The 15,948-nt window shown below is 75.2% G+C and carries 4 protein-coding genes; all 4 read right to left on the bottom strand.

Going from position 1 to position 15,948, the window contains the following annotated elements:
• Positions 1–27 precede the first annotated feature (27 nt).
• Genes ACZ6W9_RS05650 through ACZ6W9_RS05635 form a run of 4 tightly spaced genes read right to left on the bottom strand, consistent with a single transcriptional unit; the run spans position 28 to position 15,886 of the window.
• Positions 28–1,464, bottom strand: a complete 1,437-nt coding sequence (locus ACZ6W9_RS05650; RefSeq protein WP_470116784.1) for an MFS transporter — start codon at positions 1,462–1,464, stop codon at positions 28–30.
• Entirely contained in the window at positions 1,445–5,530 is a 4,086-nt protein-coding gene (locus ACZ6W9_RS05645; protein WP_470116783.1) for an AMP-binding protein, read from the bottom strand. The genes ACZ6W9_RS05650 and ACZ6W9_RS05645 overlap by 20 nt, the downstream gene beginning before the upstream one ends.
• Positions 5,527–12,567 (bottom strand): amino acid adenylation domain-containing protein, encoded by a 7,041-nt coding sequence (locus ACZ6W9_RS05640; RefSeq protein ID WP_470116782.1) that lies wholly within the window; start codon positions 12,565–12,567, stop codon positions 5,527–5,529. Before ACZ6W9_RS05640 ends, ACZ6W9_RS05645 begins: the two co-directional genes overlap by 4 nt.
• The gene (locus tag ACZ6W9_RS05635) at positions 12,560–15,886 is read right to left on the bottom strand and encodes a non-ribosomal peptide synthetase (RefSeq protein ID WP_470116781.1); all 3,327 of its coding nucleotides are present in this window, start codon (positions 15,884–15,886) and stop codon (positions 12,560–12,562) included. Before ACZ6W9_RS05635 ends, ACZ6W9_RS05640 begins: the two co-directional genes overlap by 8 nt.
• Positions 15,887–15,948 lie beyond the last annotated feature (62 nt).

The following is a 15,948-nucleotide window of genomic DNA, read 5'->3' as shown; positions in this document are numbered from 1 at the left end:
GGCGGATCCCCGGATCCGTGCAGGCCTCTACTCCCGGGGCCCGGCGGGGATCTCCTTCGTCCGGGGGATGGGGGAGAAGACCAGCAGCAGGATCGGCAGGATGGCACCGGCGACGACCGCGACGAGGATGGCGAAGCGCAGGCCGACGGCGTCACCCAGCAGGCCGGCGCCCAGCGCCCCGAGCGGCGCGGGGATCAGGCCGAGGGAGTAGATCGTGCCGATCACCCTGGCCTGCAGGCGCGGCGGGGTGATCGACTGCACCAGCGTCATGTTGCTGACGAAGAAGACCTGGTTGCAGGCCCAGACGACGAACTGGGACGCGCCGAGCATCACCGCGGCCGTCCAGACGGAGCCGGAGGCGAACGGCACCAGCAGCAGCGAGCAGTTGCCGATCACCGTGCTCCACAGCAGGGTCGGGCCGATGCCCAGGCGGCGCATCGTCCGCACCGACAGCGTCGCGCCGAGGATCGCGCCCACCCCGCCGGTCGCCATGACGGCTCCCACCCACTCCGGCGGCAGGTCGGGGCCGCCCCTGAGCAGGAACAGGATGTAGATCGACTGCATCGCGCCCATGACGAAGAACGAGTACAGGCCACTGGCGATCGCCAGCGGGCGGATCATCGGCTGCGTCATCACCCAGCGGAACCCCGCCCAGATGGCCCGGTGCACGCTGCCGGCCGTCTCGTCGTCCGGCTCGGGCCGCGCCTCGGGACGGCGGATCAGCAGCACCGCCACCGCGGAGAACAGGTAGGAGAACACGTCGATCAGGATCAGCATCGGCGCGGCCATGACCTTCAGCAGCGCCGACGCCGCGCCCGGACCGGCGGTCTGCGCCAGCGACTCACTGAGCTGAAGCTTGCCGTTGCCCTCCGCCAGATGCGACAGCGGCACCAGCGAGGGGAAGTAGGAGCGGTAGGCGACCTGGAAGAGCACCGACAGCAGGCTGAGCGCGAACACCACCGCGTACAGCGCGCCCAGCGTCAGGGAGTCCATCACGTACAGCAGCGGCACCAGCGCCAGCACCACGGCCCGGCCGAGGTCGGTCCAGATCAGCACCGGGCGCTTGCGCATCCGGTCGACGTAGACGCCGAACAGCAGGAACCCCAGCATCGGCAGCCGGACCAGCGCGCCGAGCACCCCCATCTCGGTCGCGCTCGCGCCCAGGGTGACGACGGCGATGAGCGGGATCGCCACGTAGGAGATCTGCGATCCGGCCTGGGACAGGGCCTGCCCGGCCCAGAGCCGCAGGAAGTCGTGGTTGCCCCAGAGCGTGCCCCCGCCCCCGGGTCCGGATCCGGCGTGGGCGGTCCCGTCCCCGGCCCGCTCGTCTCCGCCGTGCCCGTCCCCTGCGGCCCCGGGGGTCGCGGGGTTCTCGGGGGTCTCGGGGGTGTCGGCCTCCCGCACGTTCCCGGCCTCCTGGGGGGACGAGTCCTCCCGCGTGCGCTCAGCCTCCGGTGACACCATCGTCGATCCAGCTCCTCACTTTGGCGGCCGCCTCGGCGACCAGGGGTTCGAAAAGGACGACCACGCGCTCACCGGGGATGGGCTCGATCGCGAGCGCCCCCTTGACCACGGACCTCCAGCCCAGGTCGGGCCGATCGCCGACGGGCGCGAACAGCGCCACGTCCCCGTCGTAGGGCTCGTGGCGGTAGCGGCCGACGGCGTGCGCGTTGGCCCGGAACACCCGCAGGTAGCGCCGCGCCTGCTCGACGTCGGCGGTGTCCGGGGCCAGCCGCCGCTCCCGGCCGGCGGCCTCGATGACCGCCAGCAGCATCTCCTCCGGGCCGAGTCCCGCGAACTCGGCGGCATTCGTCTCCAGCGGCCCGCCGGCCAGCGCGTGCGTCATGAGCGAGGCGTCGTCCTCCAGCGAACTGGTGATCACCGGCTCGTCGGCGTCGGAGTAGAACAGCACCACCAGCGGCACCTCCTCCCCGAGCGCGCGCAGCCGCCTGGCGATCTCCAGCGCGATGTTGCCGCCGATGCAGAAGCCGCCCAGTACGTACGGCCCGGCCGGCCGCAGCTCACGCAGCCGCGCCACGTAGTCGTCGACCATCTCGGCCATGGTCGGGTGAGGGTCCTCGCCGGAGGCCAGGCCGCTCGCGGCGATCGCGTACACCGGCTGGTCGGGGCCGAGCCTGCGGGCCAGCGGCAGATAACGGAAGACCTGCCCGCCGAGCGCGTGCACCAGGAAGATCGGCGGCCGGTCGCCGCCGGCGTTGAGCGTGACGATCCGCTGCCCGGCCGACAGGTCCTCCGGGCCGCGCAGCAGATCGGCGAGGCCCGCGACGGTCGGCGAGGCCAGCACGGCGGCCACCGGCAGCTCCCTGCCGAACTCCCGCCGGATCCGCGTGGCCAGCCGCAACGCCAGCAACGAGTGCCCGCCCAGGTCGAAGAAGTCGTCGAACACGCCGACCGCGGTGACGCCGAGCACGTCCTCCCAGACGGCGGCCAGCCGGCCCTCCACCGGATCCCTGGGCGGCACCCGGTACCGGTCCGGCTCCGGCCGTTCCGGCTCGGGCAGCGCGGCCCGGTCGAGCTTGCCGTTGGCGGTGAGCGGCAGGGCGTCCAGCGTGACCCACGCCGCCGGGATCATGTGCTCGGGCAGCCGGTTCCGCAGCCGTGACCGCCACTCCACCTCGGCGCCGCCGGTCACGACGTAGCCGACCAGGCGGTCACCTGCGGCGACGACCGCGGCGGCGCGCACCTCGGGCTGGTCGAGGAGGGCGGCTTCGATCTCGCCGGGTTCGACGCGCATGCCGCGGATCTTGAGTTGGTCGTCGAGGCGGCCGAGGTAGTCGAGTTCGCCGTCGGGTCGCCATCGGGCGCGGTCTCCGGTGGCGTAGAGGCGGGATCCGGGGGGTCCGTAGGGGTCGGGCAGGAAGCGTTCGGCGGTGAGGGCGGGTCTGGCGAGGTAGCCGCGGGCGAGTTGTACGCCGCCGATGAACAGCTGCCCCGGCGTGCCCACCGGCACGCGCGCCATCCGCTCGTCGAGCACCTCCAGCCGGGTGTTGTCCACCGGCCGGCCGATCGGGACCACCTGTTCTGCCGGGTCGCACCGGTGCCAGGAGACGTCCACCGCGGCCTCGGTGGGGCCGTACAGGTTGTGCAGCTCCGCCCCGGGCAGCCGGCCGGTGAAACGGCGTACCAGGTCGGCCGGGAGCGCCTCACCCGAGCACACGACCCTGCGCAGCCCGCCCGCGGGCCGCTCCGGCAGGCCCTCCGGCGAGGCCTCCGGAAGATCCCTCACCGGGTCCGCCGGAAGGCCGTGGTCCGCCGGCAGGTCACGGTCCGGCGGCAGGTCACGGTCTGCCGGCAGGTCACGGTCCGCCGGAAGCCCCCTCAGCAGGTCCTCCGGCAGGTCGAGGAACGCCTCCAGCATCGACGGCACGAAATGCGCCGTGGTGACCCCCTCGCCGGCGATCAGCCCGGCGATGCGGCCGGGGTCGTAGTGGACGCCCGGCTCGGCGACCACCAGCCCCGCGCCGGTGACCAGCGGCCAGAACAGCTCCCACACCGACACGTCGAACGACATCGGCGTCTTGTGCAGGACCCGGTCGGCCGGGGTGAGGCGGTAGGTCTCCTGCATCCAGCGGAGCCGGTTGACGATGGCGCGGTGGGAGACGCCGACGCCCTTGGGCCGGCCGGTCGATCCGGATGTGAAGATCACATACGCGAGGGAGTCCTCCGGGAGCGGCTCGCCGTACCGGTGGCCCTCCGGGAGCGGCTCGCCGTCCCAGCCGTCCGGCAGCGTCACCGTACGGGTGGCCGGCGGGGCCTGCCCGGCCAGGGCGGCGGAGGTGAGCACCACCGAGGCGCCGGCGTCGGCCAGCATGTCCCGCAGCCGCCCGGCCGGGTGCCCCGGCTCCAGCGGCAGGTAGGCGCCGCCGGCCGCCAGCACGCCCAGCAGGGCGGCCGGCAGGTCCAGGCTCCGCTCCAGGTGGACGCCGACCGGCTCGTCGGCCCGCACCCCGGCGTCGCGCAGCGCCGCCGCCACCTGCTCCGCCCGCCGCGCCAGCTCGCCGTAGGTGATCCACTCTCCCGCGAAGCCCACCGCCGGGGCGTCCGGGACCGCGGCCGCGCGGGCGAGCACCAGGCCGTGCAGGGTGCCTCCGGCGTGGTCGCGGCCGGTGGCGTTCCAGCGGGTGATCGCCGCGACGTCGGCCTCGCCGATCTCCGGCGCACCGGTGACCGCCTCCAGCACGTGCGCGGCCAGGGACTCCATCTGCCCGCGCGGGAACTGCGCGCCGTCGTAGGAGACGGTGAGCGTCAGCCCGCCGCCCGGGACCCGGACGAAGGCCACCGTGCACGGCACGTCGGTCTGCTCGAAGAACTCCTGCCCGGTGACGGCCGGGCCGTCCTCGGGCAGCCCGCCGTACACGTGGAAGTCCCTGAAGTCGAACAACGTGTCCAGCAGGGGGGAGCGGCCGGCGAGCCGCTGGATCTCGAACAGCGGATAGTGCCGGTACGGCACGGCCGCCACCTCGGCGTCGAACACCCGCCGCACCAGCTCGGCCCGGTCGGCGGCGTCCAGCCGCACCCGCAGCGGCAGCGTGTTGAGGAACAGGCCGAGAACCTCGCCGCCACCCTCGCTCTCCGGCCTGCCGTGCCCCAGCACGCCGGTCATCACCTCCCGCTCGCCGGTCACCAGGCCGAGCGCCAGCAGGTAGGCCGTCAGCAGGATCGTGCGCGGCGGGACCCGCAGCTCACGGGCGTCGCGTTCCAGCGCGGCCACCGCGGACGCCGGCACCGGTACGGCCAGCACCTCGGCGGCGCGCGGCCCGTCCGAGGGGAACCCGGGCAGCCGCGGCAGGCGGCTGTCCGGGGCGTCCGTCACCCGCTCCCGCCAGAACTCCCGCGCCTCCTCCGAGGCCACGGCGGCCCGTTCGGCCGCCACCAGGTCCCGGAACGCCGCCCGCGGCGGCGCGAGGCCATCGGCCCGCCTCTTCGGGTCACCGGCTCGCTCCTCCGGGTCGCCGGTTCGTCTCCCCGTGCCGCCGGTCCGCTCCAGGCGGCCACCGGTTCGCTCCTCCGGGGCGTCGGGCCGTTCCCACGAACCGGCGGCGTAGCGGCGCAGGATCTCGGTGACCAGGGCGGCGACGCTCCAGCCGTCGAGGATCGCGTGGTGGAAGCTGAGGCTGAACGCGAACTCGCCGTCGTCCAGCACGTGCGCGCAGGCACGCATCAGTGGCGGAGACGCCCAGTCGAACCCGGTGCGCTTCTCCGCCTCCCGCCACTCGGCCAGCCGCTCCCGCGCCCCGTCGCCGCGCAGGTCGGCGACCTCCAGCGGGATGACGGCCGTGTCATGGACGAGCTGCAGCGGCTCGCTGAACCCGGTCAGGTCGAAGGAGGTGCGCAGCACCGGGTGCCGGGCGGCGACCTCGGCCAGCGCCCGCTCCAGCGCGGCCGCGTCGAGACCGCCGCGCACAGTGATCGTCATCAGGTCGTGGTAGGTGGAGCCGCCGGTGTCGAGCTCGCTGTGGTACAGCATGCCGGCCTGCAGCGCGGCCAGCGGATACGCGTCCTCGATCATCGGTCGCCTTTCCCGAGTTTGGCCAGGTCCTCCGGACTGAGCAGGCCGAACGCCTCCGTCGCGGGCGTGCCGGCCGGTGCGGGGCCGTCCGCGCGGGTGAGGGCGGAGGCCAGTTCCGCGACGGTCTGGTGGGTGAACAGCCGCTGCAGGTCGAGTTCGTAGCCCCTGCGCCGCAGCCCGGCCACCACCGACAGGCTGCGGATGGAGTCGCCGCCCACGGCGAAGAACCCGTCGTCGCGGCCGATCTCCTCCACGCCCAGCACCTCCCGCCACACCTCGGCCACGTCGCGTTCCGCGCCGGTGCGGGGCGGCTCCGCGGGAAGCCCGCCGCGGCCGTCCGGCGGGGGCAGCGCGGCCCGGTCGAGCTTGCCGTTGGCGGTGAGCGGCAGGGCGTCCAGCGTCACCCACGCCGACGGGACCATGTGCTCGGGCAGCTCCTGGCGGAGCCACTCGCGGGGATCGGGGGAGCCGCCGGTTCCGTCGCGCCAGACCATGTAGCCGACCAGGCGCGGCCCGGCGGCGTCACGCCACACGCCGACCGCGGACGCCTCCAGACCGGGATGCCGGGCGAGTACGGCTTCGATCTCGCCGGGTTCGACGCGCATGCCGCGGATCTTGAGTTGGTCGTCGAGGCGGCCGAGGTAGTCGAGTTCGCCGTCGGGTCGCCATCGGGCGCGGTCTCCGGTGGCGTAGAGGCGGGATCCGGGGGGTCCGTAGGGGTCGGGCAGGAAGCGTTCGGCGGTGAGGGCAGGTCTGGCGAGGTAGCCGCGGGCGAGTTGTACGCCGCCGATGAACAGCTGCCCCGGCGTGCCCACCGGCACCGGCCGCAGCGCCTCGTCCAGCACGTACAGCCGGGTGTTGTCCACCGGGCGCCCGATCGGCACGGTCTCCTCACCCGGCGCGTAACGGTGCCAGGAGACGTCCACCGCGGCCTCGGTGGGACCGTACAGGTTGTGCAGCTCCACCCCGGGCAGCCGGTCGGTCAGCCGCCGCGCGGCGGCGGCCGTCAGCTCCTCGCCGCTGCAGATCACCCGCCGCAGCGACCGGCAGTCCTCGATCCCCTCCTCGGCGGTGAAGGCGGCCAGCATGGACGGCACGAAGTGCGCCGTGGTGACGCCCCGGCTCCGCACGAGGTCGCGCAGGTAGGCCGGGTCGCGATGGCCGCCGGGCCGGGCGACCACCAGCGCCGCGCCGGTGATCAGCGGCCAGAACAGCTCCCACACCGAGACGTCGAACCCGGCCGGGGTCTTGTGCAGGATGCGGTCGTCGGGGGTGAGGCGGTAGGTGTCCTGCATCCAGCGCAGGCGGTTGACGATGGCGCGGTGGGAGACGCCGACGCCCTTGGGGCGACCGGTCGATCCGGACGTGAAGATCACATACGCGAGGGAGTCCTCCGGGACGTCCCCCCCGGGGAACGCCGCGAAGCCGGAACCGGACCCCGGCGCCGTCGTGCCCTCCGCGGTACCCGTCCCGGTGTCCTCGGCGGCGTCCTCCGGGCCGTCCTGCGAGGTGCCGTTCGAGGTGCCCTCCGGGGCGTGCCCGGCGGACGGCATCGGTCCGGGGGCCCGCTCCAGGACCGCGTTGAGCTCCGTCGCGCCGGCCTCGTCCAGCATGAGCCGGACGCGCCGCTCCGGCAGGCCCGGGTCCAGGGGCAGGTAGCCCCCGCCCGCCCTGAGCACGGCGAGCAGCCGCACGGGCAGGTCGAGCGAGCGTTCGGCGTGGACGGCGACCACGGAGTCCGGCCCCGTCCCGCCGGCGGCCAGGCGGGCGGCCAGCAGCGCCGACCGGGCGTCCAGTTCGGCGTAGGTCAGCGTTCCGTCCTCGGACACCACCGCCGGGGCGTCGGGGGTGCGCGCCGCCTGCTCTTCGAACAGACCGTGCAGCGTGCCGCCCGGATGGTCGCGGCGGGTGGCGTTCCACCGGTTCAGCACCAGCTCCCGCTCCTCGGGCGGGAGCACCTCCAGCTCCGACAGCGGGGTGTCCGGGGCGTCGGCGACGGCGCGGAGCAGCGCCAGGAAACCGCCGGCGAGACGCTCGACGGTGTCCGGCCGGAACAGGTCGCGGTCGTAGACGAACCTGGCCGCCACGCCGTCACCGGTCTCCGCGGCGTACAGCTCCAGGTCGAACCGGGCCGTGGTGGTGCGCAACGCGAACGGCTCCGCCCGCCGCCCGCCGCGCGCCCCCGCCGAGCCCGCCGGGTTCACGGCACCCGCAGCTCCCGGAGACTCCACGGGGGCCGTGGATTCCGGAGAACCCGGAGAACCCGGAGAACCCGGAGAACCCGGGGAGCCCGTCCCGGGCACCGCGTCCAGGTAGCTCTGCAGGGCGAACAGCGCCTGCGCCAGCGGCGGGCGGCTGGTGTCCCTGGCCACGTCCAGTTCGGCGACGAGCTTCTCGAACGGCAGCTCCTGGTGGGCGTAGACCTCCAGCACGGCGTCCCGGGTGCGGTCGAGCAGCTCCCCGAAGCCGGGGTCGCCGGACAGGCGGGCCCGCATCGGCAGCAGGTTGACGAACAACCCGACCATGTCCTCCAGCTCGGCCAGGTCCCGCCCGGACAGCGGGGAGGCCACCGCGAAGTCACGCTGCCCTGACCAGCGGGCGAGCGTCGCCTGGAACGCCGCCAGCAGCGCCATGTAGAGGGTCGCGCCGCGGGCGCGGGCCCGCTCCGCCAGCCCGGCGACGAGGCCGGCGTCCAGCCGCAGGTCGTGCCACGCGCCCCGGTGCGCCGGCCGTACGGCCCTGGGCGCGTCCGCCGGCAGGTCCAGCGCGGGCAGCCCGGCCAGTTCCCCGCGCCAGAAGTCCAGGTGCCGCTCCAGGTACGGCCCGGCCAGCCGCTCGCGCTGCCGGAGCGCGTAGTCGCCGTACCCGGCGCGCGGTTCGTCCCGCCGGCCCCGCCCGTCCGGCCCGTCCGGCCCGTCCGGCCGCCGCGCCTCGCCGAGCAGTTCGCCGAGCAGGATCTCCGCCGACCAGCCGTCGGCGACGATGTGGTGCACTGCGACCACCAGGACGTGGTCGGCGGGCCCGAGCCGCAGCAGCGTCACCCGCAGCAGCGGACCCGCGGCCAGGTCGAAGGGGCGCTCCGCCTCGGCGTCGGCGATCCCGCGCGCCTCCTCGGCGGAGGCGGCCTCGGCGACCCGCAGCAGGACCCGCGCGTCCGGATGCCCGGCGGGGACGATCCGAACCTCCGGCCGCCCGTCCGGGGCGCCGGGGAAACGCATGCGAAGGCTCTCGTGCCGGGTCACGGCGTCGTCCAGCCGGTCCTGCACGGCCGCGGCGTCCACCGGCCCGCGCAGCCGTACCGCGGCGGGCAGCACGTACGTCGGGGTGCCGGGGGTGAGCTCCTCCATGAACCAGATGCGTTCCTGCGCGAACGACAGCGGCGGCGCCGTGCCCTCCGGCCGTCTGGGCAGGGCGGGGGCCGCCCGGCGGTCCCCGGCGGGCGGGTCCGGCTCGCCGTCCTGACCGTTCCCGGCGAGCAGGTCCAGCTCGCGGGCGAGCCGCCGGGCCGACGGGTGGGTGAAGACGAGCTTGAGCGGCACGTCCAGTCCCGTCGCGGCCGAGAGCCGGGCGACCGCCCGGGTGGCCAGCAGCGAGTGGCCGCCGAGCCGGAAGAAGTCGTCGAGCGCGCCGACCTTCCCGGCCCCGAGCACCTCGGCCCACACCGAGCACACCAGTTCCTCGGTGGCGGTGGCCGGGGGCAGGTGGTCGTGCCCCGCGCGCGGCCCGGGAGCGGGCAGCGCCGCCTGGTCGACCTTGCCCGACGGGGTCAGCGGGATCCGGTCCACGGTCACGACCGCGCCGGGCACCATGTACGACGGCAGCTCCGCCGCCAGACGCGCGAGCAGCCCGTCCTCCGCCTCCGCGAGACGCGACGCCTCCCGGGGTACGGACGCCTCCCGGGGCACGGACGCCTCCCGGGGCACGGACGCCTCGCGGGGCACGACGTAGGCGACCAGGCGGCGGTCGCCGGGGATGTCCTCCCGGACCGTCACCACCGCCTGGGCGACCCCGGGGAGGGCCAGGAGGCGATCCTCGACCTCACCGGGCTCGATCCGGTAGCCGCGGACCTTGACCTGCCGGTCGACGCGGCCGAGGATCTCCACCCGCCCGTCCGGGCGCAGCCGCGCCCGGTCACCGGTGCGGTAGAGACGCGACCCCGCAGGGCCGTACGGGTCCGGGACGAACCGGGAGGCGGTCAGCGCCGGCGCCCCCCGATAGCCGCGTCCCACCCCGGCTCCGCCGACGCACAGCTCGCCGGCCACCCCGACCGGGACCGGCGAGCCGTGCTCGTCCAGCACGTGGACGCGGCCGCCGGTGAGCGCGTGGCCCACGGTGGGCCGCCGGGACGCCTCGGGGGGATCCAGCTCCGCGGCGGTGGCGATGATCGTCGTCTCGGTGGGGCCGTAGCTGTTGACCAGGGTGACCCGCTCGCCGTGCTCGGCGTACCAGGCGGCGAGCGCCGGGGCGGGCAGCGGATCGGCGCCCAGGATGAGCAGCCGCAGCGTCTCGGGCCACGCGACGCGGGCGGCGGTCAGCTCCTGCCAGTAGGAGGTGGGCAGGTCGATGACGGTCAGCGACCGCCCGCGCGGGGTCCGCAGGAAGTCGGGCAGCGGCTCGTCGGGGGCCAGCACCAGCTCCGCCCCCGAGGTGAGCGCGGGGTAGACCTCCTCGGCGTGGGTGTCGAACCCGGCGGAGGCGAACTGCAGCACCCGGTCACCGGGCCGGATGCCGTACTCGCGGCGCATCCACGCGACGCGCGCGTCCAGCGCGCGCCGTTCGACCTCCACGCCCTTGGGCCGGCCGGTCGACCCGGAGGTGTAGATCACGTATGCCAGGGCCGCCGAGCCGGCCGCCGATCCGGTCACCGGCGGGACGGCGGACATCGGGGCGGGGGAGGGGGCCGCGGGCGGCGGGCCGTCCGCCGCACCGCCCGGAGTCCTCCCCGGAAGGTCGTCCGCCGCGCCGTTCAGGATGGTCCCCGGCGGGCCGTCCGCGACGCCGTCCAGAGTGATCACCGGCAGGGCGTCGCACTCGAGCAGGCCGTCCTGGGCGAGCAGCAGCGACGCCCGCGCGTCGCGCAGCATCCAGCGCAGCCGCCCGGCGGGATGGGCCGGGTCCAGGGGGAGGTAGGCGCCGCCGGCCTTCAGTACGGCCAGCAGTGCGACGATCAGCTCGGGGCTCCGACGGGCGCAGACCCCGACCACCGTCTCGGCCGTCACCCCCGCGGAGACCAGCCGCGCCGCCAGCCGCTCCGCGCGGTCGCGCAGCTCGCCGTAACCGAGCCGCCGGTCGCCGTGGCTGACCGCGACCGCGTCCGGGGCGAGTCGCGCCCGCTCGTCGAACAGGCCCAGGACCGCCGCCGCGCCGCCCGTGCGGTCCGCGTCCCTCGCAAGGCCCGCGCCGGGCCCGCCGCGCGTGTCCTCCGCGTCCCCCAGGTCCACCGCGTCCTTCACGCCGCCCGCGCCGCCCGCGCCGCCCGCGCCGCCCGCGCCGTCCGCGCCGTCCGTGTCCGTGTCGTGCGCGGCGGACGCGCCGGTCCACCGGGAGGACGGCAGGGACGCGGTGACGGCCGGGACGCGGTCCTCGGGCAGCAGCATCGCGGCGCGCAGCCGCGACAGCGGGATGTCGCGGTCGTCGACCACGGCCTCCAGCATCCGCTCGTACCGGCGCAGCATCCTGGAGACCGTGCCGTCCTCGAACAGGTCGGCGTTGTAGGACAGCATCGCGTACAGCGAGCCGGAGCGCGGCGTCACGTCCAGCATCAGGTCGAACTTCGCCTGACGCGCCCCCGGGTCGAACACCTCCGTCTCGACCCCGGCGATCTCCAGCTCCGACGCCTCCCGGTCCTGCATCACGAACATGGCCTGGAACAGCGGCGTGGTGCTCAGGTCACGCTCGACCCGCAGTTCGTTCAGCAGCCGCTCGAACGGGATGTCCTGGTGGGCGAACGCCTCCAGCACGACCGTCCGGACGCGGCCGAGCAGTTCCCGGAAGCCGGGGTCGCCGGACAGGTCGCCGCGCAGCGCGAGCGTGTTCGGGAAGAACCCGACGACCCGCTCCAGCTCGGGACGGTCCCGCCCGGCGATCACCGAGCCGACGCACACGTCGTCCTGCCCGGAGTGCGCCCCGAGCAGCGCCTGGAACGCCGCCAGCAGCACCATGAACGGCGTGCACCGCTCCTCGGCGGCCAGCCGTTCCAGCCGGGCGGTCAGCCCGCCGCCGAGCCGCCGCACCGCGTAGCCGCCGCTCGACGAGCGCACCGCCGGCCGGGGCCGGTCTGTGGGGACGTCGAGGACCGGCACCCCGGCGAGCCGTCCGCTCCAGTAGTCGAGCTGCCTCCGCACGGCGGCCTCGTCCACCCGCTCCCGCTGCCAGGCCGCGTAGTCGGAGTAGCGCAGCGGGACGGGCGGCAGCCCGGCCTCGCGCCCCTCCAGCCGGGCGGCGTAGCAGTCGGCGAACTCGCGCAGCAGGATCTTCAGCGACCAGCCGTCGGCCACGATGTGGTGCAGCACCACGCACAGCACGTGGTCGGACGGGGACATCGTGATCAGGTGGACCCGCAGCAGCGGCCCGGCCGCGAGGTCGAACGGCCGGTTCGTGAGGTCGGCGACCAGCCTCGTCGCGAGGCCCTCCCGCTCGGCCGCCGGGGCGCCGCCGAGGTCGAAGACCTCCGGCTCGACCGGCTCCGGCGGACCCGCCTCCTGCACGGGGCGCCCCTCGCGGACGGTGAAGCGGGCGCGCAGCGTCTCGTGCCGCTCCACCAGCCGACCGAAGGCGTGGCGCAGCGCGTCCACCGAGACCGGCCCGCGCAGCCGCTGCACCATGAACATGTTGTAGGAGGCGTCCGCCGGGTCGAGCCGCTGCAGGAACCACAGCCGCTCCTGCCCGAAGGACAGCGGCGCCGGACCGCCGGCGTCCGGCCGCGGCGGGATCTCCTCCCGCCGCGGCGCCGCCTTCCCCCGCAGCTTCTCCTCCAGCGCCGCCCGCTGCTCGGGACTCAGCCGCGCGAGCCTCGCCCTCAGGTCACCGTCACCCATCCGCCGGGTCCTCCAACGCGGCCAGCAGTTCCTCCAGCTCGTCGTCTCCGCTCATCCGCAGCTCCAGCAGGGCCAGCGCGTGCTCGGCCACCGTGGTGGCCTCGAAGCAGCGCCGCAGCGGCATCTCCACGCCGTAGCCCTCCCGGTAGCGGGTGACCAGCGACACCGCCAGCAGCGAGTGCCCGCCGAGCTGGAAGAAGTCGTCGTCGACGCCGATCCGGTCACGGCCCAGCAGCTCACCCCAGAGCGCGCACAGCTCCTCCTCCAGCGGGGTGCGCGCCGCCGCGTACGGCGTGCCGAGGTCGGCCCGTCCCGAACCGCCCGGCGACGGCAGCGCGTCACGGTCGAGCTTGCCGCCGGGCGTCAGCGGGACGTCGTCGATCCCCACGAACGCCTGGGGGACGAGCGCGGCGGGCAGCTTCCCGGTCAGGTGCCTGCGCAGGTCGGCGGTGAGCGCGCCGGGATCGCCGGCCCAGTCGACGTAGGCGACCAGGCCGCGCCCGCCCGGGGCGTCGTCGCGCAGCGCCACCACCGCCCGCCGCACCTTCGGGTGCTCGGCGAGCAGCGCCTCGATCTCACCCGGCTCGACCCGCCAGCCGTGCACCTTCACCTGGTCGTCCAGGCGTCCCAGGAACTCCAGGTCGCCGTCGCCGTTCCATCGGGCCGCGTCGCCGGTGGCGTACATCCGCGACCCCGGCGGGCCGTACGGGTCGGGGACGAACCGGTCGGCCGTCAGGCCGGGCCGTCCCGCGTAACCCAGCGCGACCTGCGTCCCGCCGATGTGCAGGTGCCCCGGCACGCCCGCCGGGACCGGCTGGAGGCGGTCGTCCAGGACGTACAGCCGGTTGCCGGGCATGGGCCGGCCGATCGGCAGCGTGTGCCGGGACCCGCCCGGCTCCACCCGCCAGGCCGACACGTCCACCGCCGCCTCCGTCGGCCCGTAGAGGTTGTGCAGCTCCACACCGGGCAGCCGCCCGGCGAACCTGTCCGCCAGGCGCGGCGTCAGCTCCTCGCCGCTGCAGATCACCCGCCGCAGCGACCGGCACGACTCGATGCCCGTCTCCTCCAGGAACAGCGCCAGCATCGACGGCACGAAGTGCATCGTCGTCACCGCGTGCTCCTTGACGAGGTCACGCTGGTGACCCGGGTCGCGGTGCCCGCCGGGACGGGCCGCGACCAGGACGCCCCCGGTGACCAGGGGCCAGAAGAACTCCCAGACCGACACGTCGAAGCTCGCCGGGGTCTTCTGCATGACCGCCTCGCCCGGGGCGAGGCCGAACCTGCGCTGCATCCAGGCGAGCCGGTTCACCACGCCCCGGTGGGTGTTGACCACCCCCTTGGGGCGGCCCGTCGACCCCGAGGTGTAGATCACGTAGGCGGGGTGATCGGGCCCGGTCACCGGCGCGGGGGCGTGCGACGGCCCGTCCCCCCAGTCGCCGGGATCGTCCAGCAGCACCGGCTTGACCGCCCCACGGGGAAGCAGGTCACGCAGGTGGCTCTGGGTCAGCAGCACCCGGGCTCCGCTGTCGGTCAGCATGAACGCCAGCCGCGCCCGGGGATACTCCGGGTCCAGCGGCACGTAGGCCCCGCCGGCCTTCACCACGGCCAGCAGGGCGACGACCAGGTCCGCCGACCGTTCGGCGCAGACCGCCACCGGGGCGGCCGGGCCCACGCCGATCCGGCGCAGCCAGTGGGCCAGCCGGTTGGCGCGCTCGTCCAGCTCGGCGTAGGTCAGCGTGACGCCGCCCGCCACCACGGCCGGGGCGCCGGGCGTCCTGGCCGCCTGGGCCTCGACGAGCGCGCCCAGCGTCGCGCCGCCGCCCGCCAGGGCTTCCGCGGGACCCGCCTCCGCCGGGCCCGTCTCCGCGAGGCCCTCGCCCGCGCCCACCGCGCCCGCCGTACCTCCGGCGCCCGCCGTACCTCCGGTGCTCGCCGTACCCGCCGTGCACTCCGGGAAGCCGGCGTCCGTCCCCGTGCCGAGCGCCAGGATCCGCTCCCGCTCCTCCGCGGTGAGCAGCGGCAGCCGGGAGATCGGCGTGCGCGGGCCGGCGACGGCCCCCTCCAGCAGCGTCTCCAGGTTCGCCGCGAACCGGTCCATCGTCGCCCGGTCGAACAGGTCCGTGCTGTACTCCAGCCGGGAGTGCAGCAGCCCCCCGCGCATGTTCAGGTCGAGCTGCAGGTCCACCTTGGCGGTGCCGTTGGCGATCTGGCCCTCGTTGGTGTCCACCGCCAGGTTGAACATCACCTGGTAGATCGGCGGCACGCTCAGGTCACGCGTCGGCTGCAACGCCTCGACCAGCCGCTCGAACGGCAGCTCCTGGTGGTCCAGGGCGTCGGCCACCGTGTCGCGCACCCTCGCCACCGCCTCGGCGAACGTCGGGTCGCCGCCCAGGTCGGTACGGAGCGCCACGGCGTTGACGAACATCCCGATGACCGGCTCGGTCTCCGGCAGCAGCCGCCCCGCGATGGGCGTGCCCACCACGATGTCCCGCTGCCCGGACCACCGCGACAGCACGGTCGCGAACGCGGCGAGCAACACGACGAACAACGTCGCGTTCAGTTCCTTGGCCAGCCGCTCCACCCCCGCCGACAGCTCCGCGGAGAACACGCCGAGCCGCATGTCCCCGTGGTAGGTACGGCGGCGCGGACGCGGCCGGTCCGCGGGCAGCGCCAGGTCGGCCGGTATCCCGGCGAGCCGCTCCCGCCAGTGGGCCAGCTCTCCCTCGACGAACTCCCCGGTCAGTCGGCCGCGCTGCCACGCCGCGAAGTCGGCGAACTGGATGGGCAGCTCGGGAAGCCTCGGCTCCCGGCCCTCGCCCAGCGCGTCGTAGCACTCCTCCATCTCGTTGACGAAGATCAGGCTCGACACGCCGTCGAAGACCGTGTGGTCGAACACGCAGACCAGCCGCAGGTCGTCGCCGGCCATCCGCACCTGTCGCAGCCGCCACAGCGGCGCCCGGTCCAGCGCGAACGGCTCGGCCGCGTCGGCCTTGGCGAGCCTCGCCAGCTCGGCCTCCCGCTCCTCGGCCGGCAGGTGGGTCAGGTCGGTCTCGGTCAGCCGCACCTCGGGAGACTCGCCCGTGACGACCTGCACCACCTGGCCGTCGCGGAACTCGAAGACGGTCCGCAGCACCTCGTGGCGGCGCACCACCCGGGCGATGGCCCTCTCCAGCCGGCGCGGATCGACAGGCTGGCGGGCGCTCATCGGGATGAGCATGCCGATGTTGTAGACGGCCAGGTCGGGCTCGAAGCGGGCGAGGAACCACATCCGCTCCTGGCCGGAGGACGCCGGGAAGACGTCCACCGCCTGCCCGCTCACCTCGCGCCCTCCACACCCGCGCCCGCGCCGGCACCCGCGCCCGCGCCGGTACCCGTGTCCGT

Source organism: Streptosporangium sp. NPDC053982, from assembly GCF_055585205.1.
The sequence above is the reverse complement of the archived record's forward strand: the minus strand, read 5'-3'. Positions and strand labels throughout refer to the sequence as shown.